This window comes from Buttiauxella sp. 3AFRM03, from assembly GCF_003675305.1.
Classification (GTDB): Bacteria; Pseudomonadota; Gammaproteobacteria; order Enterobacterales; family Enterobacteriaceae; genus Buttiauxella; species Buttiauxella ferragutiae.
On record NZ_CP033076.1, the window covers coordinates 4,992,821 to 5,018,305 of the forward strand.

Genomic DNA, 25,485 nt, shown 5'->3' on the forward strand with positions numbered 1-25,485 from the left:
TCAAATAAATGCCTCCATTACCTTTGAAAGAAACGCTGCGTGTTGCGCTGGTGGGTGATTACAACCCTGCGGTGATCGCACACAAGGCAATTCCTCTGGCTTTAGATAATGCAGCTGAATACCTTGACGTAACTGTTGACTATGACTGGCTGCCTACACCTGAAGTAACAAGTCCGGAGGATCTGGTGGGGTATGACGCCATCTGGTGTGTTCCTGCTAGCCCCTATCAAAATGAAGACGGTGCTTTTCTGGCAATCCGTTACGCTCGTGAGAACCAAATTCCGTTTCTTGGCACATGCGGTGGCTTCCAGCACGCCGTTATTGAATATGCGCGCAATGTCCTGGATTTGGGAGATGCGGGTCATGCAGAAACGAGTCAACAGGGAAGCCTGGTCATTGGGCCATTGAGTTGCTCACTGGTGGAGAAATCCGATGCTATTGAGCTAAAACCTGGGTCACTGATCGCTGAGGCCTATGGGCGTTCGATAATTGAAGAAGGCTACCATTGCAATTACGGTATTGCCGACTTTTTTGCCGGGCAACTGGAGACATCTCAATTGCAGCCAACCGGGTGGGATAATCAAGGTGAAATCCGCGTAGTTGAGCTTCGTGGACATCCTTTTTTTGTCGGAACACTTTTCCAGCACGAACGTAATGCATTGAAGGATAAACCTGCGCCGCTAGTTGAAGCGTTGCTAAAAGCGGCGCAGCGTTAATCAGGAAGGGTGGCCAGGTTGTGCTGGGCTGATGATCTGTGCATCACGCCCGGCAAAACCACCAAATACCGCCATCACGCACGCCAACACTGCGCACCCAAGCAGTGGCAAGCTCCACTGGCCAGAGAGATCGTGTACTTTCCCCATCATCGGCGGCCCGAAAGCCGCTAATAAATATCCCATACATTGCGCCATACCAGACAATGCGGCGGCCTGATGAGCACTATTTGCCCGCAAGCCGATAAACGTCAGGCCAAGAATCATCGTCGCACCAGAGCCAAAGCCAAATATCACGACCCAAACACTGGTGAAGTCTGGAATTAACAGTAAACCAATTGCGCTCAGTCCACACAACAAGGCCATGAGGATGGCGATACCGCGATGGTCTTTCATTCGGCCTAAAATCATGCCGATAAATAAACCGGGTGCGGCGGTGGCTAATTGCATCAGGCCATGCAACGAACCCGCTTGCGCTTCACTATAACCGTGACTTATCAGTATCGAAGGCAGCCAGCCAATCACCACATAATAAATGAGCGAATTGATCCCCAAAAACAGAGTCACTTGCCAGGCAAGCGCAGATTTCCAGATCCCCCGGTTATGTAAGGCATTACTGTTGCTTAAGGTCGATATGTTGTGATTCGACAACTGCGGCAGCCAAACTAGCAATGCCACCACGGGGAAAACCATCAGCGCCATCAGTGCGCCAGGCCAGCCGTAACCGTGTTGCGCGATGGGAACCACCATCATTGAGCCGATAGCTGCAGCAACGCCCATGGTCAGTGAATACGCACCAGTGAGTCGCGCCACTTGTCCTGGGAAATCGCGCTTAATCAATCCAGGCAAAAGCACATTCCCCATGGCGATCCCACAGCCAATAATCGCGGTGCCACTATAGAGCAGCACCGTGTTTCCCATCGAACGTACAGCAATTCCTGCACAGATAATCAGCATAGCTGCAAACAAGCTACGTTCGATACCGAACCGGCGTGCAATCCCTGCCGCCAGTGGAGAAACAATCGCAAAGGCTAAAAGTGGCAGGGTGGTAAGCACGCCCGTTTGTGCAGTTGTGAGGCTGAAGGATGCGCGAATCATATCCAGCAATGGCGCCGCGCCGGTAAACGTCACGCGCAGCGTGGTGGCTATCATTAAAATGCCGAGCAACAGCAGACCGTTTTTTTTCACATTTGAAGTTGAAATTGAAGACATACACATACCTCGTAAGACGATGCGCACAAGATACATGTTTTGGGAATGGAAGAAATCAACGTAAAATGCCAGCTTATCCCTAAAACCGGACAATATTATGGAGCGTGGCTTAGCCCTGGAAGGATTCGACCCTGATAGCAATCGACATCCTGCTCAGGCGTTTAGCATCCTGGTTTCTGAAACTGAGAACGAAATTGCCTTCCATCAGCATCGCAAAGGTCAACTGATTCTGGCTTTGCATGGCGGGATTACTTGTGAAGTTGAACAGGCGAGGTGGATGGTTCCCACACAGCATGCAGTCTGGATCCCCGGTGAAATGCCACACAGTAATCGCGCGACCGCGAACGCCAGACTTTGTTTTCTGTTTATCGAACCCGATGTTGTGGAGATGCCATCACAATGCTGCACGTTGCGAATTACTCCGCTAGTGCGTGAATTGATCCTGCATCTGACACAGCAAAATGAACGCAATTTAGCGCAACCGGAGACGCACCGGCTGGTTCAGGTTTTGTTCGATGAATTGCCGCGCCAGGCTGTAGAGCAATTGCATTTGCCGATGTCGGGGCATCCTAAAATTCGCTTTATTGCTGAACGAATGGCTGCGGATCCACAGCAACGTCAGACGCTGGAGCAATGGGCTTCACAACTGGCGATGAGCGAGCGCAACCTTGCCCGGCTGGTGGTGAAAGAAACGGGGCTCAGTTTTCGCCGTTGGCGGCAACAGTTACAACTGATTGTCGCGCTGCAGCTATTAATTGGTGGTGCTTCGGTGCAAAAGGTGGCCAGCGAACTCGGCTATGACTCGACCAATGCGTTTATTACGATGTTCAAAAAAGCGCTCGGTAATACACCTGGGCGCTATCTTGCCTCGCTAGAACCACAGTAGCTGATTCACTGTTTACCAATGACGAGCGACACAAGCCCTGCGGCAATCAGCGGGCCGACGGGCACTCCGTGGAATAATGCGACACCTAAAACCGTTCCTACCAGCAAACCGGCGACTAAACTCGGCTGACTGCTCATTAAGGTCACACCACGACCGCCGAGCCATGAGACGAACACGCCGACTGCGATCGCAACCAGTGATTTCCAGTTGGTAAACGAGTGCAACAGTGTACTTGCAGGTAAAGTACCGCTAGCAATCGGAGCCATAACGCCAATGGTCAGAATAATAATCCCCACGGTCAGCCCCTGCTTTTCAATCCACGGGAAAAACTGACTCAGTGGGGTAACTCGGACAATAATGAGCACCAGAATGGATACCGCAACGGTGGTGTTATGGCTGACAAAACCCAGTCCGGCAAGCGCCAACAGGATTAATAGCGTAGAGTCGAAGATCATAGCTGTTCCTTGCGAAATATAAAGAGAAGGCTGTTTTTATTGTTATTAATAACTTTACGCGCAGGTGTGCTGTGACGTCAGCCTTTTTAAGTCGATACAGAGGATTTTGTGCAATTGCATGATAAAAATTAAGATTTTGCAATTAAGCGGGAGGGATTAAAAAGTCAGCCAGAATAAAACTGGCTGACTTGTGGTGTTAGCTGAAACTATTACTCGCCTGCTTGTGGAACAGCTCACGGAATACCGGATAAATATCATCCTGATCGCGAATATGCTGCATGGCGAAGTTATCAAACGTTGACTGTAAGTCTTCGTATTCGCGCCACAGAGTCTGGTGGGCGCGGCGGGTGATTTCAATGTAGCTGTAATAACGCACCATCGGCAGTAATTTCTTCGCCAGTAATTCATGACACAACGGCGAATCGTCTGCCCAGTTATCACCATCTGAAGCCTGTGCAGCATAGATATTCCACAATGCCGGGTCGTAGCGCTCTTTCACCACTTCATCCATCAATTTCAGGGCGCTTGAAACAATCGTGCCACCGGTTTCCTGTGAGTAAAAGAACTCGTGCTCATCGACTTCCTTGGCCTGGGTGTGGTGGCGGATATAAACCACGTCCACGTTTTTATACGTCCGACTCAGGAACAAATAGAGCAGAATATAAAAGCGTTTAGCCATATCTTTGGTGGCCTGGTCCATCGAACCGGAGACATCCATTAAGCAGAACATAACTGCCTGGCTTGAAGGCTCAGGGCGTTTTTCATAATTTTTGTAGCGTAAATCGAAGGTATCGATAAACGGTACGCGGGCAATTTTCTCGCGCAGTTCAGCAATCTCTTTGCGCAAGCGTTCTTCTTCAAGCAACTGCGCAGGTTCGCTGTTGCTTACCGTTTCAAGACTGTCTTCTAACTCATGTAACTGGCGACGTTTACCCGCAGTCATCGCGGTGCGGCGGGCCAGCGAGTTTTGTAACGAACGAACCACGCTGATATTGGCGGGTACGCCATTCGATGTGTAACCCGCTCGATGGGATTTAAACTCAGTAATTTGGCGATGCTGATTCTTCTTCAGATTCGGCAAGGCTAAGTCTTCAAACAATAAGTCGAGATATTCGTCTTTCGAAATTTGAAAGACGAACTCATCCTGGCCTTCACCATCCTGGCTTGCCTGGCCTTGACCCGCACCGCCCCCTCCGCCACCCCCTTGCGGGCGTTCAATGCGGTCATTTTGCACGAAGTGATCGTTGCCCGGATGAACACGATGGCGCAGACCGCCACGACCCTGATGAAACATCGGTTCGCTGATATCTTCACTTGGGATCGAGACCGATTCGCCGCTATCCACGTCGGTGACCGAACGCTTGTTGATGGCCTCGGAAATCGACTGTTTAATCTGTGCCTTATATCGGCGCAAAAAGCGCTGGCGGTTAACCGCACTTTTATTTTTGCCGTTCAGTCGCCTGTCAATAAAATAGGCCATAGTTCCCCCAAACTTCTTTGCCAACTGCGCAGGGGGGCCACACTGTGTGGCCCCATCTTTGACTCAGCCGTTATGAAGATTTACGTACCCGCAGATACCATTCGCACAGCAGGCGAACTTGTTTGCGCGTATAGCCTTTCTCCATCATACGATCGACAAAGTCATCGTGTTTTTTCTGCTCGTCGGTAGAGGTTTTGGCATTGAACGAAATAACCGGCAGCAATTCCTCGGTGTTCGAGAACATTTTCTTCTCGATAACCGTGCGCAGCTTCTCGTAGCTCGTCCAGTTAGGATTACGACCATTGTTATGGGCGCGGGCACGCAGTACAAAGTTGACGATTTCATTACGGAAATCTTTCGGATTGCTGATGCCAGCCGGTTTTTCAATTTTTTCCAGCTCCGCATTCAGGGATTCACGGTCAAACAGCTGGCCGGTATCCGGGTCGCGGTATTCCTGATCCTGAATCCAGAAGTCAGCGTAGGTAACATAACGGTCGAAAATGTTTTGCCCGTACTCTGAGTAAGATTCGAGATATGCGGTCTGAATCTCTTTACCGATAAATTCAGCGTATTTCGGGATCAGGTAGCCTTTCAGATGCTCAAGGTATTTCTCGGCCATCTCCTGCGGGAACTGCTCTCGTTCGATCTGCTGCTCCAGCACATAGAACAAATGCACCGGGTTTGCTGCCACTTCAACGTGGTCAAAGTTGAACACGCGAGAGAGGATTTTGAATGCAAAACGTGTAGACAGCCCGTTCATGCCTTCGTCTACACCAGCGTAATCGCGGTACTCCTGGTACGATTTCGCTTTTGGATCGGTGTCTTTCAAACTTTCACCATCGTACACCCGCATTTTGGAGTACATGCTTGAGTTTTCTGGCTCTTTCAAACGCGAAAGGATCGAGAAGCGCGCCAGCGTTTCCAGGGTACCCGGGGCGCATGGTGCATGCAACAATTCACTGTGCGTGAGCAGTTTTTCGTAGATTTTTATCTCTTCGGAAATCCGCAGGCAATAAGGCACTTTGACAATGTAAACACGGTCAAGGAAGGCCTCGTTATTTTTGTTGTTACGGAACGTCACCCACTCAGATTCGTTGGAGTGCGCAAGAATAATACCGTTAAACGGCAGGGCAGAGATGCCTTCGGTCCCGTTATAGTTGCCTTCCTGGGTTGCGGTCAGCAACGGGTGGAGCACTTTAATCGGTGCTTTGAACATCTCGACAAATTCCATGATGCCCTGGTTTGCACGGCACAGTGCACCAGAATAGCCATAAGCATCAGGATCGTTTTGCGCGTGGTTTTCCAGTTTACGAATATCCACTTTACCGACCAGCGCTGAGATATCCTGGTTGTTCTCATCACCCGGTTCAGTTTTGGCAATCGCAATCTGCGCCAGAATCGATGGCCAGACTTTCACTACACGGAATTTTGTGATGTCGCCGCCAAACTCATGCAGACGTTTTGCCGCCCACGGCGACATAATAGTGCCCAGATAGCGGGTAGGGACGCCGTACTCTTTTTCAAGAATAGAAGCATCTTCTTGTGGATTAAACAGGCACAGCGGGTGGTCATTCACCGGGCTGCGTTCGCCATTAGCACTCAGCGTGTAAATTGGCACGCGCTGCATTAACGCTTTCAGGCGTTCAGCGAGTGATGATTTACCACCACCCACAGGCCCCAATAAATAGAGAATCTGTTTCTTCTCTTCCAGTCCCTGGGCTGCGTGTTTCAGGTAGGCAACAATTTGTTCAATGGCTTCTTCCATGCCATAGAACTCTTCAAACGCCGGATAACGGGAAATTACCCGATTCGAAAAGAGACGGGACAGCCGGGGCTCTGTGGCAGTATCCACCATCACTGGCTCACCAATGGCCATCAATAGCCGTTCTGCCGCATTGGCATAGGCACTGCGATCTTGCTTACAGATTGCAAGAAACTCCTGCAGTGTGAACTCTTCGTCCTTGGCAGCTTCATAACGCTGGCGATAGTGATCGAATATATTCATGGTATGCCGTCCTTTCGTATTTAGCACAGGTTAGAGAGCCGTTCGTATGAGTAATGGAGGCTCCCGGAAGACGTCTCCTGAATCTCGAGCAACCCTTATGCCAACTTCTCTTACCCGTCAATATTCAAGTTGTAAGCGCGTTTACTGCAACTCGAATGTTTCAGGGTAGCGTGGCATTTTCATTGCCGCGTTCAGCGTATTTCATCTTCCTAAAATAAAGCGTAGATGGCATTTGCAAAACTTGCATACGGCCACAAGCCAATTTCAATGACATATCAATAACTCATCCAAATAATTCTCCTTTTGTTGTAAAGGGAAGTGGTTGGTATCACATGTGATTCATAAAACTGAAAAGAAGATGAAACCTGTTTGCGAGATGTTGTTCAGTTGCTCTGATGTATCAAATTGGTAAAAAATTTGGGGTGAGAAAGCAAGGGGGTTACACTCTAATTGCTAATTATTTGATTAAAGGACTTAAAGGATTGTGAGCAAATTCAAAATTATTACATTGGGTGTACTCATTGCATCAACTTTTCCTGCGGCGCAAGCAGCAGATGGCCCCTGGTCTGTAGGGGCGGCAGCTCTGGTAACGCCTAACATGTACAAAGGCGATCAAGACCGTTTGTATCCGATCCCAATGGTGGGTTATGAGGGGGAGAGTTTCTACCTGCGTGGCTTAACCGCAGGTTACTACTTGTGGAATGACCAGGCTGACAAGCTTTCCATCATTACCTACTATTCGCCTATCTTCTTCCGAGCGAAAGACAGCGACTCTAAAAGCATGCGCCAGTTGGATAATCGCAAAGCGACTCTGATGGCCGGGCTTTCTTATGTACATAACACGCAATATGGTTTCTTGCGCACTGTGCTGGCGGGTGACACGTTGGGCAATAGCAACGGCGTAAACTGGGATACCGCCTGGTTGTATCGCTACAACAGCGACAGATTGACGTTTACGCCGGGTATCGGGATAACCTTGAGCAGCGAAAACCAGAATGAATATTACTATGGCATCAGTAAGAGTGAGTCGCAGCGCAGCGGTTTAGATTCCTATGACCCGGATAGCAGCTGGGCACCGTACGTTGAACTGTCTGTAAACTATAGGCTGACAGATAGCTGGAACGTCTTCGGTATGGGTCGCTACGTGCACCTGGCTAATGAAGTCACCGATAGCCCGATGATTGATAAAGAGTGGACGGGAATTTTGATGACAGGCATTACGTATAGTTTTTAGTCGCGCACTAACGCAGTGCAATTTATGCACTTATCCGGGGCGCTTGCGCCCCGTTTGCATTATGGTGGTGCAACGAGTTAAGGGGGATGTGATGGCAAAACAAATAATCTTTTCTGGAACACAACCGCTACCGGCAATTGGGCAAGGCACCTGGTATATGGGGGAAAAGTCTGCGCAATATGTCGAAGAGGTGAATGCACTAAGAGCGGGCATCGATCTCGGCCTGACTCTCATCGACACGGCAGAAATGTATGCCAATGGTGGGGCAGAAAAAGTTGTGGGTGAAGCTATTAGCGGCAGGCGTGATGAGGTTTACCTCGTTTCGAAAGTCTACCCCTGGAATGCCGCCGGGCCGAGCGCTATTCAGGCCTGCGAGCAGAGCCTGAAACGGCTAAAAACGGATTATCTCGATCTTTATTTGCTGCACTGGCGCGGGGATATTGCACTGGAAGATACGGTCAGCGTTATGCAGCAACTGGTGCAACAGGGCAAAATTCGTCGTTGGGGTGTTTCAAACCTCGACTATGCAGATATGCAGGAGTTGTGGAGTGTTACGGGTGGGCGCGAATGTGCCACCAATCAGGTGCTTTATCATCTTGCCTCACGTGGCATTGAGCATGATTTACTTCCCTGGTGCCAGCAGCAAAAAATGCCGGTGATGGCTTATTGCCCGTTAGCACAAGCAGGCCGGTTGCGTAGCGGGTTGATGAACCATCCTGTGCTTAATGATCTTGCACAGCAAAAAGGGGTGACGGTTGCGCAGTTACTGCTGGCGTGGGTCATTCATCATGAAGGCGTGGTCGCAATTCCAAAAGCAGGCAGTGTGGCGCATGTCAAAGAAAATGCCCTGGCGCTTGAGATTACATTGAAGCAGGAAGAAATCACTTTGATGGAAAAGGCGTTCCCGGCACCGGGCCGCAAAACGCCTTTAGATATGGTTTAAGCTTTTTTCGCGACGCTCAGTGTCGCCGCTAAGCGTGCAGGTTTATCTGCAGTTGCTTTCTGCGGTGCGCTTGCGCAGGCCGTTTCGACACAAACGAAAGTCTTGTAACCATCGTCTGGCATATCTGCCATAGAAGCAGACAATGCCGGGCCAGGGTTCCAGCCAACCACGTTAACGTGATGGTGATGTACAACATTGATAGCGCGGTTCAGGCTTGCATCATGGATAACGCTGCACTCTTCTGGTTCCAGATACACACGGTCAGTACGGTCCGGGAAGGTCTGCACGCCGTCAGTTAACTGGCCTTCAGAAGCATTAAGCACTTTATCGATATATTTTTTACCCAGCCCGCTCACTTTCACATCAGCAATATCGCCAACATTAAAGTAAGTGTGTAGTGCGGAGTTAACCTCGAATTCGCCGTGCGCTTCCAGTTCCATCTCACAGGTTTTACCCAGTTTGTAACGTGCATACAGGGTGAAATCGTGTGGCCAGAATTTACGCGTTGCATCGCTGCTTTGTAATTCGAAAGTCAGAGAAACGCCGCTTTCATCTTCGTTATGAGCGCTCAAAGCCCATGGCAAGTTACGGGCAAAACCGTGCGCGGGTAAGTCTGATTGCGCGGCAGGGCCAAACCATGGCCAGCAGATTGGCACACCACCACGAATGGCTTTACCGTCCTGGAATGGGGTGTTGTCGCTCAACCAAAGCACTTCTTCTTCACCAGCAGGTTTCCATGACAGCAGGTGCGCGCCTTGCAATGTCACAGAACCGCGAGCTTGTGGATGGTCAACAACGATAACTTCCAGCTCGTCAATTTGGCGGCGAGACACAGAAGAGGTGATTTGTTCAATAACCGGAAGGGCAAAAATTTTATTAATCATTTGTTCAACCTATCGATCAAAGGCGAAAAAAAAGGGCGACCACAGTCGCCCTTCAGGATTAATCACTCATCTCAACTTATTTGGAGATGTGAGCAATCAGATCCAGTACTTTGTGAGAGTAGCCAGTTTCGTTGTCGTACCAGGAAACCAGTTTCACAAATTTGTCGTTCAGTGCGATACCAGCTTTAGCATCGAACACGGAAGTGCAGATTTCGCCGTTGAAATCAGTAGAAACAACGTCGTCTTCGGTGTAACCCAGAACGCCTTTCATTGCGCCTTCAGAAGCCGCTTTCATTGCTTTCTTGATTTCTTCGTAGGTAGCCGCTTTTTCCAGACGAACGGTCAGGTCAACAACAGACACGTTTGGAGTTGGAACACGGAACGCCATACCAGTGATTTTACCGTTCAGCTCTGGCAGTACAACGCCTACAGCTTTAGCAGCACCGGTAGAAGAAGGGATGATGTTCTGAGCTGCGCCACGACCGCCGCGCCAGTCTTTATGAGACGGGCCATCAACAGTTTTCTGAGTAGCAGTAGTTGCGTGAACAGTGGTCATCAGGCCTTCAACGATACCGAAGTTGTCGTTGATAACTTTAGCCAGTGGAGCCAGGCAGTTAGTGGTGCAAGATGCGTTAGAAACGATATCCTGGCCAGCATATTTTTCGAAGTTAGCACCACGAACGAACATAGGAGTGCTGTCTTTAGAAGGACCAGTCAGAACAACCTTTTTCGCGCCAGCAGTGATGTGCTTACGAGCGGTTTCGTCAGTCAGGAACAGACCAGTTGCTTCAGCAACTACATCAACGTTGACTTCGTTCCACTTCAGGTTAGCCGGGTCACGTTCTGCGGTAACACGGATAGTTTTGCCGTTAACAACCAGGTGGCCGTCTTTGACTTCTACAGTGCCGTTGAAACGACCGTGAGTTGAGTCGTACTTCAGCATGTAAGCCATGTATTCAGCGTCTAACAGGTCGTTGATTGCAACGATCTCGATGTCAGAACGTTCCTGAGCAGCACGGAAAACAATACGGCCGATACGGCCAAAACCGTTGATACCTACTTTGATAGTCATATATTCCACCAGCTATTTGTTAGTGAATAAAAGTTGCCTGTAAAATTACAAAAACCTTACTCAGCGTCAAGCGGAATCGTGTCAATCATTGCGACAAATCAATCCTATGGACATCATTTGAACGACTGAACCGCCTCGCGCTCCCCTTTTGGCTCTATATCCAAATGGGGATGATACAAGGAATTTTAAAGATCAATTCCAACAAGAATGTGACACCGATCACAAATGGCACTGAGCCAGAAATTCAGGGCTAAGTTTAGAACAAAAAACCGCACGGTGTTGTTAATTTTTTGTTAGAATCATGCTGTTATCAGTTACAGTACCCACTGCCCGAGATGTACGCATATGGCTAACCAATTACCTCCTGATTTATCGAAAAAAAACCTTTCTGAGATGCAGTTGTATGTCACCCAGAAGCATGGCACTGAGCCACCGTTTTCCGGTCGTCTGCTGCATAACAAGCGGGAAGGTGTCTATCACTGTCTGGTCTGCGACGCACCGTTGTTTATGTCAGAGTCCAAGTATGACTCAGGCTGCGGCTGGCCTAGCTTCTATGAGCCGGTGAGTGACAACGCAATCCGTTATATCAAGGACTTTTCACACGGCATGGAGCGGGTAGAAATCCGTTGTAACAATTGCGAAGCCCATTTAGGTCATGTCTTCCCGGATGGCCCTCAGCCAACGGGTGAGCGATACTGCGTAAATTCAGCTTCGTTGAACTTCACCGATGATAAAAACGGTGAGCAAATCGAAGGCTGAAAAATCGATTCAGCAAATTATTCCACAGGAACTTGCCGCATGATGAACCTGGATGAAATGTTAGAAGCAATGACACCGGAAGTTTATCAACGTCTGGTGACCGCCGTTGAGCTGGGGAAATGGCCAGACGGTGTGGCACTGACACCCGACCAAAAAGAGAACAGTTTGCAATTAGTGATGATGTGGCAGACGCGTCATAACACTGACCCGCAACATATGACCATCGGCACCGATGGCAATATCGTGATGAAGAGTAAGCAGCAACTGAAAGCCGAGTTTGGTATCGAACCCGCGCCGATTTTGACCGTGAAGCTGTAACGAGTTGTTTTTTCTCCCTCTCCCTGACCCTCTCCCAATGGGAGAGGGGACAGATCGAGTAGGGTGGGTAAGCTTGCGTCACCCACCGAATAACGACGTTAATGCTCCGTTTTAATCCCTAAATCTTTGGCTAACTCTTTTGCCAGGCGGTTGTTGTCATCCGCGCCATACTCCCAGAACATCGCGCCACCTAAGCCTTTCGCTTTGATGTACTCCGCTTTGATTGCCACAGAACGTGGGTTCTCATAAGAGATGGCGAACAACGGCTTCCCTTCGGCTGACTTGACGGTCAAGTAGGGGACATGCGCGTCATCATCCCAGTTTTCAGTGAAGCGCTTTTGCGGGTCGTTAAGCATTTTGCTAACAATATCGTTATATTTCATGTAACTGTCTTTAGTCAGGTCAACGCCTAAGGACATAAACAGCGCTTTCTCGCTATCGCCGAAATAGGGTTGAGTGACCGGGTTTTTAGCCGCGTCTGGTTTATCCCAGTCAATACCTGGCTCAGTGGCGCGTTTAGGAATGCGGCCATAGAAACCGATGCCGAGGTTCATCTGCGCGGGTTTTAAGCCAGCTTTAATATAATTATCGACCACGAAATTCACGTTATATTTGTCAGCAGCCGCCACGGTTGGCCAGGTTTTCGAATCATACAGATTGGCGTTGAAGTACTGAGTGCCATACGCCATGTCGTAAGTCATCAGGTTGATGTAATCCAGCGCAGGCGCAATGGCTTTCACATCCACCCATTCGGTTGGGCTTTTCACGTTTGCGCCGACAGCAATTGTCAGCAGTTTCTCTTTGCCAAGTGCTGCACGCAGTTCATTTAGCAATGCGGTGAAATTAGCGCGATCTTCAGGAAGGCTTGCCACCAGCCCCCACGCGCCATTCACCGGATACTCCCAGTCCAGATCGATACCATCCAGACCGTAACGCTTGATCACATCCTGTACCGAACGGATAAAAACGGTGCGATTTTCAGGTGTAGCCGCCGCCCCAGAGAAACCACGCGCGCCCCAGCCGCCGACCGAAAGCAGGACTTTCAGTTGTGGATTCTGTTTACGCAGCGCAGGGATTTTCTCAAGGTCAGACATCACTTTTGGTGAAAGCCAGATTTGGTGAAGTTTAGAGGCATCTTTTAACGCAGGATTAGTTTCATCTTTTTCATCGTTGTAGATCAGGCCAAACGAGTAGTTGAGATGGGTAATCTGGCGGACATCGAGTTTATCGATATCACCACCGGGCCCGGCAGTGACATCACCGCCACCGTTGAAATAACCTACCGAGAGGTAAGAGCTTGCCTGAGCCACACCAGCACAAGCGATTTGTATCACTGCCAGCAACGGCAGCAGCTTACGCGTGAAAACCATTGGGGAGTTCCTCTTTGACGGACAAATAAGAAATACAGCTAAAATGCTGTATAAATAAGCAACTTGATTATGAGAGCGCTCTCATCAATGAGCGAGCACTAAAAGTTCAGAATGAGAGCGGAATCGAAAAAAGGGGAAAGGGCGCGTTTACGCCCTGGAGAAAATTAGTAAGTAAAATCAGCGAGTGTCATCAGCGTAGCGCCAGCCGCTGACATATCCTGGAACGCCCGCAGGCTGTCTTGCGGATGCAGATTCACGCCACGGCAACCATCAGTGATAACCGTAACTTCATAACCCAACGACAACGCATCCAGTACCGTGAACTTGACGCAATAATCCGTCGCTAGCCCAACCACAATCAGCTGTTTAATCTCGTGGCGGAATAACCAATCGTCGAGCTGGGTTTTCTGGCGATGTCCATTGTCGAAAAAACCACTGTAGCTATCAACGAGGTGATTTTCGCCCTTTTGAAAAATAGCGTCGATTTCCTGCGCATTAAGCAAGGGGTGAAGTTCCGCGCCTTCACTGTTCTGAACACAATGATCCGGCCACCAGGTTTGTGTCAGCCCGTCGAGTTTCCCCTGCGTATAAGGCTCAGCTTTTTGCACGCTGGCAAAACTACCGTGATCTGCCGGATGCCAGTCTTGTGTGGCAAGCACCGCGTCACCACGGGCTTTACAATGCGCGATTAACGCGTTCGCCAAATTAATCGTGCTGTCACCTTCAGGCACAGCAAGCGCCCCACCGGCGCAAAAATCATTTTGTAAATCGACTATCACTAACGCGCGTTGCATGGCTTCTCCTTACTCGTCAGGGGTGAGTTCGCCGCGTAAGTTGCGTGACATCGCCTCACGAATAGTCTGAGCATCCAGATTTTGGCTGAGTAGATAGTGCAGTTTAGTCAGTGTCGCCTCTACCGTCATATCGTAGCCGCTAATAACACCTGCTTGAGCCAATGCATTACCGGTCGCGTAGCCACCCATATTCACTTTACCGGACATACATTGCGTCAGGTTGACCACCACAATGCCGCGTGAACAGGCCTCTTGTAACTCTTTGAGGAACGCCCCGTGTTGTGGAGCATTGCCCACACCATAAGAGCGCAGAATCAACGCTTTCACAGGCTGGCGTAAGAAATTACCGACCACATCCGCAGAAATTCCCGGGTAAATCGTCACCACGCCAATCGGTTGTGGAGTGATCGGATGAACGATTAACTCACCTTCACCGTGTGGTGCGGCAGGAGTATTCAGACGGCGAATGTGAATCCCGGCTTCGAGCAACGGTGCAAGATTCGGCGAGGCGAATGCATCAAAACCGTCGGCATGGGCTTTGGTGGTGCGGTTGCCACGGTATAGTCGATTGTTGAAGAACAGCGTCACTTCGTTTATCGGGAAGTTTGCCGCAACATAAAGTGAGTTGAGCAGGTTAATTTGCCCATCAGAACGCAGCTCGGCCAATGGAATCTGTGAGCCAGTTACAATGACCGGTTTACCGAGGTTTTCCAGCATAAACGACAACGCCGAGGCGGTGAATGCCATGGTGTCGGTACCATGAAGGATCACGAAACCATCGTACTCGTCGTAATGCGCTTTGATGTCATCAGCAATGTGCTGCCAGTCTTCCGGTGTCATATCGGAAGAGTCCATTAGCGGCTGATATTCATGAATGGTGAAATCAGGCATTTCCGGGCGATGGAATTCTGGCATCAAAGCCAGCTGGCGTTGTAAGTGACCGGAGACAGGAATGTAACCGTGTTCTGAGCGCTGCATACCGATAGTACCGCCGGTGTAGGCAACGTAGATGGATTTCTTTTGCATGAGTGAACTCAGGGCTTTTACACAATGGGGCGCAGTATAAGACGGCAGGGCAAAAAAATCAGCCCGGTGAATACCGGGCTGATGTTGATATTATTATCGCACATCACCACAGGTGAGGCAGAAGGCATAGCGATTCTGCGGATCATTCATGGTGCCAAACTTATCGTTTTGCGCTTTCACCGCCAGAGCCGCATCCGCCAGTGGTGCAGGCAAATACGCTTGTAACGCTTGCGGCAACATGGCGCGTACCGAGCCGCTCATGCTCTCGAACACCATATCCAGGAAGCTTGGATCATCTTTCCAGAAATCCAGATGCCAGGTTTTCAGCTTCGCCAGTTCAGCGGCTTTTGCCACCGCATCGTCGAAATCACCCAGGCTATCGACCAGGCCGTTAGCTTTGGCATCCTGCCCAGTCCAGACATGACCCTGCGCGATTTCATCAATTTGCTCTGGTGTTTTCTTACGAGAATCAGCCACCAGATTGATAAAACGCTTATAGCCATTTTCGATGGTCAACTGCATCATCTGCTGGACTTCCGGTGGTAACGACTTCGTCACCGCAACGTCGGCCAGGGCCGAAGTCGCCACGCCATCCGTATGAACACCAATCGAATCGAGGCTGTTTTCCACGGTATTAATCACCCCAAAGATACCGATTGAACCGGTCAAGGTATTGGGGCTTGCGACAATATAATTGGCTGGCGTGGAAATCCAGTAACCGCCAGATGCCGCCATACCGCCCATCGAAACGACAATCGGCTTACCGGCTTCACGTGCGGCTTCCAGTTCATCACGAATCACTTCTGACGCGCTCACACTGCCACCAGGGCTGTTGACGCGCAGTACAATCGCCTTCACTTTAGGATCAAGACGCGCTTCGCGGATTTGCAACGCTGTGGTATCACCGCCGACCTGACCCGGAGTTTCCTGGCCGTCCATGATGGCGCCATCTGCGAGGATCACCGCAATCGCGTCACCTTTATCCTCAGGCTTTTTCACCACATAGTCATACATGCTGGTATAGCTGAAATCTTTGCTTTCTTTGTTCCAGCCGAACTGTTTAATCATCGCTTTATCAACCGCCGCGCTACTCGCCAGTTCATCAACCAGTTTGTTATCCAGCGCGTATTTTGCGGTGTCGCCGCCGAGTTTTTGCAGGTTATCGAGCAAACCTTGCGCCCCAGGGAACACCTGCTGTGCCGTAATCTGGCGGTTAGCCGCAATGGTGCCCAGGTAGTTTTGCCAAAGTTCACCAATCCAGCGGCTATCGGCTTCACGCGCCGCAGGGGACATATCGTCACGAATAAACGGTTCGACAGCAGACTTATAAGTCCCAACGCGGAAGATATGCGTGGACACTTTCAGCTTATCGAGCAGCGTTTTGTAATACAGCGAATTCGTAGCAAAGCCGTGTAAATCCACCACGCCTTGTGGCGACATCCAGATTTTATTAGCGAAGCTTGCCAGATAATATTGCCCTTGGTTGTAGCTATCACCCACGGCATAAACCGGCTTACCACTGTCGCGGAATTCGCGCAGCGCCTTACCGATGTACTGCATAGACGGCTGATCACCACCGGCAAAATCTTTTAAATCCAGCACAATACCGGTGATATTGCGGTCGTCTTTCGCCTGACGAATGGTATCGACCACATCAAACAGCGAGTTTTCTTGCAAGCGGTCAGAACTGGCGCCGAGCAACTGACGGCCAATGACACCTAATTTATTACTGACCGACGGCTTATCGACCACCACACCGGTGATATCCATCAATAACGCGCCGCGTGCAGGCTCTGCTGGGGCACTATTAATCTGTGCCCAGATCCCAACGCCAACCAACACCAGCAGTACAAAAAAGAGATTGAGAATAAACTCTCGAATAAAGTTAAGCAGACGCCAGGTCCACTTAAAGAAACCGGCAATAAACCGCCCGATAGTGCGCATGTATTCTCCGAATTACCCAGTTTTAGCTGAGGTATAGCTAAAGTGATTGCTATCCTAAATACCCCCAGGGCAAATGTCAGTAGGAAATCTGCCGTGTGCTGTAACAAAATCTACAGTCGTGTTAGTTTCGCTGATTAAAATCATGACAGGAGTTATCAAATGGATGCACTTGAACTACTTCTTCACCGTCGCAGTGCTTCGCGCCTGGTGGAACCCGCTCCTGCGGGCGAAATTCTGGAAAACATTATTCGTGCCGGTATGCGCGCGCCTGACCACGGAACCTTGCAGCCGTGGCGCTTCATTGTGATTGAAGGCGAAGGCCGCGACCGCTTCAGCCACGTGCTGGAACAAGCCGCTATTGCTGAAGAGCTTGACGAGAAGGGCATTGAAAAGGCACGCACCGCGCCATTCCGCGCACCGATGATTATCGCTGTGGTGGCATATTGTGATGACAACCATAAAGTCCCGGTCTGGGAGCAAGTGGTTTCTGCGGGTTGCGCGGTGATGGCGATGCAGATGGCAGCAGTCGCTCAGGGCTACAACGGCATCTGGCGCACCGGTATCTGGACTGAAAGCGAAGCGGTTCGTGAAGCACTTCATTGCCGTGAGCAAGATGAAGTGGTCGGTTTCTTGTATTTGGGTACCCCGCAACTCAAAGCCTCTACTACGGTCAGCGTGCCAGACATCACTCCGTTTGTGCGCAAATTCTAAGCAAACAATCAAAACCTGTCTGGATTGTGACCAGGAATGGGGCAATTCAGACATGCGGTCTTACTACTCGTTGAATTGAGCGCTACCATAGAGCGATTGCCAATGACAGGAGTAGTCTATGAGTGAGCAAACCGTTCGTTTGACGCAGTACAGCCACGGAGCTGGTTGCGGCTGCAAAATTTCCCCGAAAGTCCTGCAAACTATTCTGCAATCTGAGCAGAGCAAATTTGTCGACCCAAACTTGCTGGTTGGAAACGAAACCAGTGATGACGCGGCGGTTTACGATCTCGGCAACGGCACTTGCGTCATCAGCACCACCGACTTCTTTATGCCGATCGTCGACGATCCTTTCGACTTTGGGCGCATTGCCGCCACTAACGCTATTAGCGACATCTACGCGATGGGCGGCAAACCGATTATGGCTATCGCTATTCTGGGCTGGCCGATCAACACCCTGGCTCCTGAAATCGCCCGTAAAGTGATTGAAGGCGGGCGTTTTGTTTGCCAGCAAGCCGGGATTTCTCTGGCGGGCGGCCACTCAATCGACGCGCCAGAACCTATCTTTGGCCTTGCCGTCACCGGCATTGTGCCAACCGATCGTGTGAAGAAAAACAGCTCCGCGACACCAGGTTGCAAACTCTTCCTCACCAAGCCACTCGGCATCGGCGTGTTGACTACCGCTGAGAAAAAATCGCTGCTCAAACCAGAACATTACGGCCTCGCGGCAGAAATAATGTGCCAGCTCAACAAACCTGGCGCTGAGTTTGCTGATATCGAAGGCGTCACGGCGATGACTGACGTCACGGGTTTTGGCCTGCTGGGCCACCTGAGCGAAATGTGCCGTGGTGCGGGTGTCCAGGCCGAAATCTGGTTCGATAAAGTCCCTAAATTGCCAGACGTTGAAGCCTATATCGCCCAGGGCTGCGTGCCCGGTGGCACCTCGCGTAACTTCGCCAGCTATGGCTACTTAATGGGTGAAATGAGCGAAGCGCAGCGTGATTTGCTTTGTGACCCGCAAACTTCCGGTGGCTTGTTGCTGGCTGTTGAGGCGGATGCTGAAGCTGCGGTGGCGGCAGTTGCTGAAAAAAATGGCATCACGCTGACTGCCATTGGCGAGCTAAAAACCGCTCGTGGCGGCCGCCCGATGATTGAGATTCGCTAGTCGGATGCGTCTGTTTATTGCCGAAAAACCCAGCCTCGCTCGCGCTATTGCTGACGTGCTACCTAAACCTCATCGTCGGGGTGATGGCTTCATTGAGTGTGGTAATGGGCAAGTCGTGACCTGGTGCATCGGTCACTTGTTGGAACAGGCTCAGCCGGATGCTTACGACGGGCGTTACGCACGCTGGAATCTGGCTGACTTGCCGATTGTGCCGGAAAAATGGCAATTGCAGCCGCGCCCATCGGTCACCAAACAGCTCAACGCTATCAAAAAACTGTTGGTGCAAGCCGACGAAGTGGTTCACGCAGGTGACCCGGATCGCGAAGGGCAACTGCTGGTGGATGAGGTTCTCGACTACTTGCAACTGGCGCCGGAAAAGCGCCAGCAAGTACAGCGCTGCCTGATTAACGACCTTAACCCGCAGGCAGTTGAACGTGCAATTACTCGCCTGCGTTCCAATAGCGAGTTCATCCCGCTGTGTGTTTCAGCACTGGCGCGAGCACGAGCTGACTGGCTTTACGGCATCAATATGACCCGCGCCTACACCATTCTTGGGCGTAACGCGGGTTATCAAGGCGTGCTTTCGGTCGGGCGTGTACAAACCCCAGTACTGGGTTTAGTGGTACGTCGCGATGAAGAAATCGAGAATTTCGTCGCCAAAGACTTCTTTGAAGTGAAAGCGCACATCGTCACGCCAGCCGATGAACGTTTTGTCGCGACATGGCAGCCGAGCGAGTCTTGTGAACCCTATCAGGATGAAGAAGGGCGCTTGCTGCATCGCCCGCTGGCAGATCATGTGGTCAACCGCATCGGCGGACAGCCAGCCATCGTCACGGCGTATAATGATAAACGGGAATCAGAAGTCGCCCCGTTACCGTTTTCGCTCTCGACCTTGCAAATTGAGGCGGCCAAACGGTTTGGTGTCAGTGCGCAGAACGTGCTGGATATCTGCCAGAAACTCTACGAAACGCACAAACTTATCACTTATCCGCGTTCGGATTGCCGTTACTTACCGGAAGAGCATTTTGCTGGCCGCCATGCGGTACTGAATGCGATAAGCATTCATCAGCCCGATTTGCTGCCACAACCGGCGTTAAATACGGATTTGCGCAACCGCTGCTGGGACGACAAAAAAGTCGACGCGCACCACGCGATTATTCCCACCGCGCGCAGCTCCAAAATTTCGCTTTCTGAAAATGAAGCTAAAGTTTACAACCTGATCGCCCGACAATACTTAATGCAGTTCTGTGCCGATGCGGTGTTCCGCAAATGCACTATCGATCTCGATATTGCTGGCGGCAAGTTTAACGCCAAAGCGCGTTTCCTGGCGGAAGCTGGCTGGCGCACGTTGCTGGGTGGTAAAGAGCGCGATGAAGAGAACGACGGTACGCCGTTGCCAGTGGTCGCTAAAGGCGATGAATTGCTGTGTGAAAAAGGCGAAGTGATAGAACGCCAGACTCAACCGCCGCGCCATTTCACGGATGCGACGTTGCTCTCAGCGATGACCGGGATTGCTCGTTTTGTGCAGGATAAAGATCTTAAAAAGATCCTGCGCGCGACGGACGGACTAGGCACTGAAGCGACCCGTGCGGGGATTATCGAATTGCTGTTTAAACGCACCTTCCTGGTGAAGAAAGGGCGTTATATCCACTCTTCGGATGCCGGACGGGCCTTGATTCACTCGCTCCCTGAACTGGCGGCACGGCCAGATATGACGGCGCAGTGGGAATCGACGCTGACGCAAATCAGTGAAAAACAGTGTCGTTACCAGGACTTCATGCAGCCGCTGGTGCAAACGCTATATGACCTGATTCATCAGGCGCGAACCAAACCAGTGCATCATGCTTTTAAAGGGGTTAAAGCCCCTGACGAGCAGAAAAAACCGCGTAAACAATGGGCGAAAAAAGAGGGAAGTGATGATGCGACTAAAAAGCCTGCTCGCCGCCGCCGTGCTGCTGATGATAAGCCTGCCGGGGATGGCGCAGCGTCTTGATCCACAGGTAGATATCTCGGTACCTCCGGAAGTCTTCAGTACTCAGGGCCAACGAGCAGCACCGTGCAGCCAGTGCTGCATCTACCAGGATCAAAATTATTCTGAAGGGGCGGTGGTAAAAGCCGAGGGCGGCGTTTTACTGCAATGCCAGCGTGATGAAAAAACGCTTAGCACGAATCCTTTAGTCTGGCATCGCGTAAGGCCATAAACGCTTTAAGTAATGGGATATCTGCCGGGGCAAGCGGGTAATCAAACGCCTCGGCAGGTAAACACCAGACCAGTTCACTGTGGCAAAGCGCGGTCAATTCACCGCTGAATTCGCTTACATGCCACGCATGAAGATGAATGATTCGCCCGGACACTTCTCGCTGGTGGCTGGCAACGTAATCGCCCACCACCGCTTTAATCGCCAACTCTTCTTCCAGTTCCCGCGCAAGCGCCGCCGGTTGTGATTCATTGGCATCCACCTTGCCGCCAGGAAATTCCCATAAACCGGCTTGGTCGCCACTTTCCGGGCGACGTGCGAGCAAAATTTTACCGTCCTGCTCGATGATTGCCGCAACAACATCAATGGTTTTCATGATACCGGTCCGTTCTTTATCTATGGGCGTGGCATAATACGCGCCACCAAAGATTATCTGAAGCTCTTCCCGAATGATGAATAAAAACAGATCCCCATGGGTACCGCCACTTGATGCGCTGCCCGCCAGTTTACGGCCCATTGTTGCCATGCAAAAAAAACATTTCGGCTCGGTGCTGAACCCCACACGCTGGTGGGGACGTTTCCCGTATTTATTCTGGCTGGTGGCACTGTTTGTCGGGTTCCTTGAAAGACGGCGTTCCGGCATCGATCCCATCGTCCGTTCGCTGGTGATGACGCGCGTTTCCCAACAATGTTGCTGCGAATTCTGTATTGATGCCAATAGTCTGCGGCTGGCTGAACGCAGCGGTTCGATGGACAAAGTGCTGGCGGTCGCCAACTGGCGTGAAGAAACGCTATTCACTGCCAAAGAACAGGCAGCACTGGCCTACGCAGATGCGATGACAGCCACTCCGCCGAATATCAGTGATGCGCTGAAAGATGAATTGAAAGTCCATTTCGATGACAAAGCTATCACTGAATTAACAGCACTAGTTGCGTTTCAAAACCTGTCAGCCCGCTTTAATGCTGCACTGGATATTCCGGCGCAAGGGTTATGCGTCACCCCGACTGAGAAGCCGCCACATGTTTGATAGTTACCTTCATCCCCGTGTTAAACCGTTGCTTGAGCGTGTGGCGCAAACCCTGGATAAACCGACTATCACGCCAGACGGGCTGACGCTGTTTGGTTTTGCTATCGGCGTGCTGGCATTACCGTTTCTGGCATTGCAGTGGTATAGCGCAGCACTGGTGGCGATTGTGCTCAACCGCTTGTTTGATGGTTTAGATGGTGCGCTGGCGCGACGACGCGGCCTGACCGATGCGGGCGGGTTTCTGGATATTGCGCTGGATTTTCTGTTTTACGCGCTGGTGCCGTTTGGTTTTATTCTTGCCGACCCTGCACAAAATGCGCTGGCGGGTGGTTGGCTACTGTTCGCATTTATTGGCACCGGCAGCAGTTTCCTGGCCTTTGCTGCGGTGGCGCAAAAGCATCAACTTGATAACCCCGGCTATGCGCACAAATCGTTTTATTACCTCGGCGGCTTGACGGAAGGCACGGAAACTATCGCGTTGTTTGTGCTGAGTTGCCTGTTCCCGCAGTGGTTCGTTTGGTTTGCGTGGGTGTTTGGAGCATTGTGCTGGATGACGACATTGACGCGGGTGTGGAGTGGCTATCAGACGTTAAAGCGCGTGGAGTTGCCCTAAGCCTCACTGTGTGTGAATGGGGGATCCTTTCCCCCTATCCTGCAATACCACAAATGCCCGTAACCTCCTGCGGGTTCATTTCCTAACATCTCCGAATGTGACCTCGCTCACTGATCAATCCTCTGATTAAGCCTACCTTTCTTTTTAATTATCATATTGATTTTATTATATTTGTTTGAATTATGTGTGACATGGAATCATACATTCAGGCTAATAACTCCATCTAAATTAAAGGAATAACGTGATGGCATCTGATGCGTTTCATGGATCCGTTTTCTCTACATCAGGGAGAGCGCTGTGTCGTTAAAAGGACTGCGTTTCACACTGGAAGTGGAAGGGCTGGAGCCGGACACCTTTGCGGTGGTGAGCTTTCGCCTGCTGCAGCACAACTCCGCTGCATTTGTCCTCGATGCTGACGTCGCCAGCCAGTCTTTCCGCCAGACGGCTGACCCGTTGCTGGAGAAAAACGTCACCCTGACGCTCTGGCAGGGGCAGAAAGTCCTGCGCCATGTCAGCGGCATTATTGCCACCTTCGGCATGAGCGAGCACAACGGCTGGCAGATGCAGTACACCCTGCGTATTCATCCTCCCCTGTGGCGCTGCGGTCTGCGCCAGAACTTCCACATCTTCCAGCAGCAGGATATTCAGACCATCACCGCCACGTTGCTGGCAGAAAACGGCGTCACCAACTGGACGTCGGTGTTTTATGAATCCCATCCGGCCCGGGAATTCTGCGCCCAGTATGGTGAAAGTGACTTCGCTTTTTTGAGCAGACTGTGGGCCGAAGAAGGCATTTTCTTCTTTGACGACGTCTCCCCGGACGGGGGGCAGCGGCTGATGCTGACTGATGATGTGACCGGCCTGCGCAGGCGGCAGGATGCCTTTCCCTTTAACCCGAATGTGTCGACAGGCGCCACCACGGAGCACATCAGTGTGTTTCGTCACGAAGCGGGTATCGCTCCGTCATCGGTCACCAGCCTGGATTACACCTTTAAGATGCCGGACTGGCCGGGGGGGCTATCGCCAGAAAGCCCGGGACCTGAATGGCCAGCGCTCGCAGTATGAAGTGCTGGATTATCCGGGGCGTTTTAAGGATGAACAGCACGGCGAAGATTTCACCCGCTATAAACTGGACGCCTGGCGTAACCAGGCCGAAACCGCCACCGGCACCAGCAACTCTCCGGCGCTGTCGCCGGGCGTGCGCTTCCCCCTTTCCGGCCACCCGATAAAAAGCCACAACCGGCAATGGCAGGTCATCAGCAGTGCGATGACCGGTGAGCAGCCACAGGCGCTGCACGGCAGTCGCGGCGAGGGGACCACCCTCACCAACCGGTTTGTGGCCATACCGGGAGACCGCACCTGGCGCCCGAATCGCCCGCAGAAACCAAAGGTCGACGGCCCGCAGAGCGCGGTGGTCACCGGTCCGCCGGGGGAGGAAATTTTCTGCGACGAACACGGGCGGGTGCGGGTGAAATTCCGCTGGGACCGTTATCACGGCGAAACAGAAGACAGCTCGTGCTGGATACGGGTGTCGCAGGCGTGGGCCGGTGCCGGGTTCGGTCACCTGGCGATACCGCGTGTCGGCCAGGAAGTGATAGTCGATTTCCTCAACGGTGACCCGGACCAGCCCATCGTGATGGGGCGTACGTATCATGAAAATAACCGCTCGCCGGGCAGTCTGCCTGGCACAAAGACGCAGATGACCCTCCGCTCAAAAACCTATAAGGGTAGCGGGTTTAACGAACTGAAATTCGACGATGCGACAGCTAATGAGCAGGTGTATTTCCATGCGCAGAAAAACATGGATACCGAGGTGCTCAATAACCGCACCACTGATGTGAAAGTCGACCACACCGAGACTATTGGTAATAACCAGAGCATCACCGTCGGTCTGGGGCAGACGGTGAAGGTCGGCAAAGAGAATGCCGGCGGGCATGACCAGAACATCACCGTGGCGCACGACCGCAGTATCACGGTACGCAATGACCAGACCCTGAAAGTCACCCGTGACCACACCGTGAATACCGGCCGTGATGACGGTCTGACTGTGGCAAAAGACCGCAAGGTGACAGTGGAAGGGAAGCAGGAGCACAACACCTGCGGAGACCACCTCAGCCTGGTGGAAGGTAACCACAGCCTGGAGGTGAAAGGTGACCTGGCCCAGAAAGTGGCGGGTGCGCTGGGCACGGATGCACAGGGCGATATCGTGCTGCAGAGCAATACGAAAATCACCCTGAAAATGGGCAGCTCATTTATCGTCATCCATCCTGGTGGCGTGGACATCAGTGGGCTGAAAATCAACCTCAACAGCGGTGGCAGTCCGGGTAATCCGGTGCCGACGCAATTACCGGCGATGCTGAATGCGCTGACGGGTGAAGATGGTAATTCGCCAGATGAGCCACAGCAGGACGGATACGGGAGTGATGGTGGTGGAAATGGCTCAGGAGGTGGGGATGACTCTGGAGGACAGGATGAGCCAGAGGATTCTGTGTTTGATGAGCAATTTTTACTTCGAGATGACGAAGGGAATCCTATCGAATTACAAAAATATAAAATAACAACAACTAGCGGAGTGGTATATCGAGGAGTAACCGATCCGGATGGGAAAACAGAACGAATAAAAACTACTGAGGAAGAATATCTGGTTTTTGAATATGATTTAGACTTGGAGTAATAAA

23 protein-coding genes and 1 pseudogene are annotated in these 25,485 nt (G+C 51.3%); 13 read left to right on the forward strand and 11 right to left on the reverse strand.

Annotated features, from left to right (window positions below; all coding sequences use genetic code 11):
- Nucleotides 1–8: 8 nt before the first annotated feature.
- Nucleotides 9–716, forward strand: coding sequence for a CTP synthase (locus D8682_RS24795; RefSeq protein WP_064547665.1), 708 nt, complete (start codon nt 9–11; stop codon nt 714–716).
- Here D8682_RS24795 and D8682_RS24800 read toward each other — a convergent pair whose 3' ends face one another.
- Entirely contained in the window at nt 717–1,925 is a 1,209-nt protein-coding gene (locus D8682_RS24800) for a CynX/NimT family MFS transporter (RefSeq protein WP_121815418.1), read from the reverse strand.
- Nucleotides 1,926–2,022: 97 nt separating this feature from the next.
- Between D8682_RS24800 and D8682_RS24805 the strand changes: the two genes are divergently transcribed.
- Nucleotides 2,023–2,811 (forward strand): helix-turn-helix transcriptional regulator, encoded by a 789-nt coding sequence (locus tag D8682_RS24805; protein ID WP_064547660.1) that lies wholly within the window; start codon nt 2,023–2,025, stop codon nt 2,809–2,811.
- A gap of 5 nt (nt 2,812–2,816) precedes the next feature.
- On the opposite strand, the gene D8682_RS24810 is transcribed toward D8682_RS24805, so the two are convergent.
- From D8682_RS24810 to yeaG, 3 genes are all read right to left on the reverse strand, one after another.
- A complete protein-coding gene (locus D8682_RS24810; protein WP_121815776.1) occupies nt 2,817–3,263 on the reverse strand; it encodes a DUF441 domain-containing protein in 447 nt (148 codons plus the stop codon).
- A gap of 199 nt (nt 3,264–3,462) precedes the next feature.
- Nucleotides 3,463–4,746 carry a YeaH/YhbH family protein gene (locus D8682_RS24815; RefSeq protein WP_064547658.1) on the reverse strand — a complete coding sequence of 428 codons (1,284 nt, stop codon included), beginning with the start codon at nt 4,744–4,746 and terminating at the stop codon, nt 3,463–3,465.
- A gap of 70 nt (nt 4,747–4,816) precedes the next feature.
- Nucleotides 4,817–6,751, reverse strand: a complete 1,935-nt coding sequence (gene yeaG / locus D8682_RS24820) for a protein kinase YeaG (RefSeq protein ID WP_064547656.1) — start codon at nt 6,749–6,751, stop codon at nt 4,817–4,819.
- Between the two features lie 484 nt (nt 6,752–7,235).
- On the opposite strand from yeaG, the gene D8682_RS24825 reads away from it, so the two are divergent.
- Together D8682_RS24825 and D8682_RS24830 are read left to right on the forward strand one after the other, a co-directional pair.
- The gene (locus D8682_RS24825; protein ID WP_121815419.1) at nt 7,236–7,985 is read left to right on the forward strand and encodes a MipA/OmpV family protein; all 750 of its coding nucleotides are present in this window, start codon (nt 7,236–7,238) and stop codon (nt 7,983–7,985) included.
- Between the two features lie 91 nt (nt 7,986–8,076).
- Nucleotides 8,077–8,928, forward strand: a complete 852-nt coding sequence (locus tag D8682_RS24830) for an aldo/keto reductase (RefSeq protein ID WP_121815420.1) — start codon at nt 8,077–8,079, stop codon at nt 8,926–8,928.
- Here the strand turns inward: D8682_RS24830 and D8682_RS24835 are convergent.
- Both D8682_RS24835 and gapA read right to left on the reverse strand, forming a co-directional pair.
- Nucleotides 8,925–9,812, reverse strand: coding sequence for a D-hexose-6-phosphate mutarotase (locus tag D8682_RS24835; protein WP_121815421.1), 888 nt, complete (start codon nt 9,810–9,812; stop codon nt 8,925–8,927). The two genes, D8682_RS24830 and D8682_RS24835, sit on opposite strands and share 4 nt — an antisense overlap.
- Nucleotides 9,813–9,888: 76 nt before the next feature.
- Nucleotides 9,889–10,884, reverse strand: a complete 996-nt coding sequence (gene gapA / locus D8682_RS24840) for a glyceraldehyde-3-phosphate dehydrogenase (protein WP_064547648.1) — start codon at nt 10,882–10,884, stop codon at nt 9,889–9,891.
- Nucleotides 10,885–11,229: 345 nt separating this feature from the next.
- Here gapA and msrB point away from each other — a divergent pair, with 345 nt between their 5' ends.
- Nucleotides 11,230–11,643 carry a peptide-methionine (R)-S-oxide reductase MsrB gene (gene msrB / locus D8682_RS24845; RefSeq protein ID WP_064547646.1) on the forward strand — a complete coding sequence of 138 codons (414 nt, stop codon included), beginning with the start codon at nt 11,230–11,232 and terminating at the stop codon, nt 11,641–11,643.
- Nucleotides 11,644–11,685: 42 nt separating this feature from the next.
- Entirely contained in the window at nt 11,686–11,961 is a 276-nt protein-coding gene (locus tag D8682_RS24850) for a YeaC family protein (RefSeq protein ID WP_121815777.1), read from the forward strand.
- A 98-nt stretch (nt 11,962–12,059) separates the two neighbouring features.
- Here the strand turns inward: D8682_RS24850 and D8682_RS24855 are convergent, their stop codons facing one another.
- The 4 genes from D8682_RS24855 to sppA all read right to left on the reverse strand — a co-directional run bounded on the left by D8682_RS24855 (nt 12,060) and on the right by sppA (nt 17,095).
- On the reverse strand, nt 12,060–13,331 hold the full coding sequence (locus D8682_RS24855; RefSeq protein WP_121815422.1) for a glycoside hydrolase family 18 protein: 1,272 nt from the start codon (nt 13,329–13,331) through the stop codon (nt 12,060–12,062).
- A 164-nt stretch (nt 13,332–13,495) separates the two neighbouring features.
- Nucleotides 13,496–14,125, reverse strand: a complete 630-nt coding sequence (gene pncA / locus D8682_RS24860; protein WP_121815423.1) for a bifunctional nicotinamidase/pyrazinamidase — start codon at nt 14,123–14,125, stop codon at nt 13,496–13,498.
- A gap of 9 nt (nt 14,126–14,134) precedes the next feature.
- The gene (gene ansA, locus D8682_RS24865; RefSeq protein WP_064547638.1) at nt 14,135–15,151 is read right to left on the reverse strand and encodes an asparaginase; all 1,017 of its coding nucleotides are present in this window, start codon (nt 15,149–15,151) and stop codon (nt 14,135–14,137) included.
- Nucleotides 15,152–15,244: 93 nt separating this feature from the next.
- The gene (gene sppA / locus D8682_RS24870) at nt 15,245–17,095 is read right to left on the reverse strand and encodes a signal peptide peptidase SppA (protein ID WP_064547636.1); all 1,851 of its coding nucleotides are present in this window, start codon (nt 17,093–17,095) and stop codon (nt 15,245–15,247) included.
- Between the two features lie 159 nt (nt 17,096–17,254).
- On the opposite strand from sppA, the gene D8682_RS24875 reads away from it, so the two are divergent.
- The 4 genes from D8682_RS24875 to D8682_RS24890 all read left to right on the forward strand — a co-directional run bounded on the left by D8682_RS24875 (nt 17,255) and on the right by D8682_RS24890 (nt 21,169).
- A complete protein-coding gene (locus tag D8682_RS24875) occupies nt 17,255–17,806 on the forward strand; it encodes an NAD(P)H nitroreductase (protein ID WP_121815424.1) in 552 nt (183 codons plus the stop codon).
- Nucleotides 17,807–17,924: 118 nt separating this feature from the next.
- Nucleotides 17,925–18,968 carry a selenide, water dikinase SelD gene (gene selD, locus D8682_RS24880; protein ID WP_064547632.1) on the forward strand — a complete coding sequence of 348 codons (1,044 nt, stop codon included), beginning with the start codon at nt 17,925–17,927 and terminating at the stop codon, nt 18,966–18,968.
- A 4-nt stretch (nt 18,969–18,972) separates the two neighbouring features.
- On the forward strand, nt 18,973–20,961 hold the full coding sequence (locus D8682_RS24885; protein ID WP_064547629.1) for a DNA topoisomerase III: 1,989 nt from the start codon (nt 18,973–18,975) through the stop codon (nt 20,959–20,961).
- Nucleotides 20,888–21,169, forward strand: a complete 282-nt coding sequence (locus tag D8682_RS24890) for a DUF1496 domain-containing protein (protein WP_074388582.1) — start codon at nt 20,888–20,890, stop codon at nt 21,167–21,169. The genes D8682_RS24885 and D8682_RS24890 overlap by 74 nt, the downstream gene beginning before the upstream one ends.
- Here D8682_RS24890 and D8682_RS24895 read toward each other — a convergent pair.
- Nucleotides 21,129–21,542 carry a pyrimidine (deoxy)nucleoside triphosphate diphosphatase gene (locus tag D8682_RS24895; RefSeq protein WP_064547628.1) on the reverse strand — a complete coding sequence of 138 codons (414 nt, stop codon included), beginning with the start codon at nt 21,540–21,542 and terminating at the stop codon, nt 21,129–21,131. The genes D8682_RS24890 and D8682_RS24895 overlap by 41 nt on opposite strands.
- Nucleotides 21,543–21,618: 76 nt before the next feature.
- Here D8682_RS24895 and D8682_RS24900 point away from each other — a divergent pair, with 76 nt between their 5' ends.
- The 3 genes and pseudogenes from D8682_RS24900 (at nt 21,619) to D8682_RS27365 (ending at nt 25,481) form a co-directional block, all read left to right on the forward strand.
- Nucleotides 21,619–22,194 carry a carboxymuconolactone decarboxylase family protein gene (locus D8682_RS24900; protein ID WP_202914408.1) on the forward strand — a complete coding sequence of 192 codons (576 nt, stop codon included), beginning with the start codon at nt 21,619–21,621 and terminating at the stop codon, nt 22,192–22,194.
- Nucleotides 22,187–22,807, forward strand: coding sequence for a CDP-alcohol phosphatidyltransferase family protein (locus D8682_RS24905; protein WP_064547623.1), 621 nt, complete (start codon nt 22,187–22,189; stop codon nt 22,805–22,807). The genes D8682_RS24900 and D8682_RS24905 overlap by 8 nt, the downstream gene beginning before the upstream one ends.
- A 297-nt stretch (nt 22,808–23,104) precedes the next feature.
- Nucleotides 23,105–25,481, forward strand: a pseudogene (locus tag D8682_RS27365) (type VI secretion system Vgr family protein).
- The last annotated feature ends 4 nt before the right edge of the window (nt 25,482–25,485 follow it).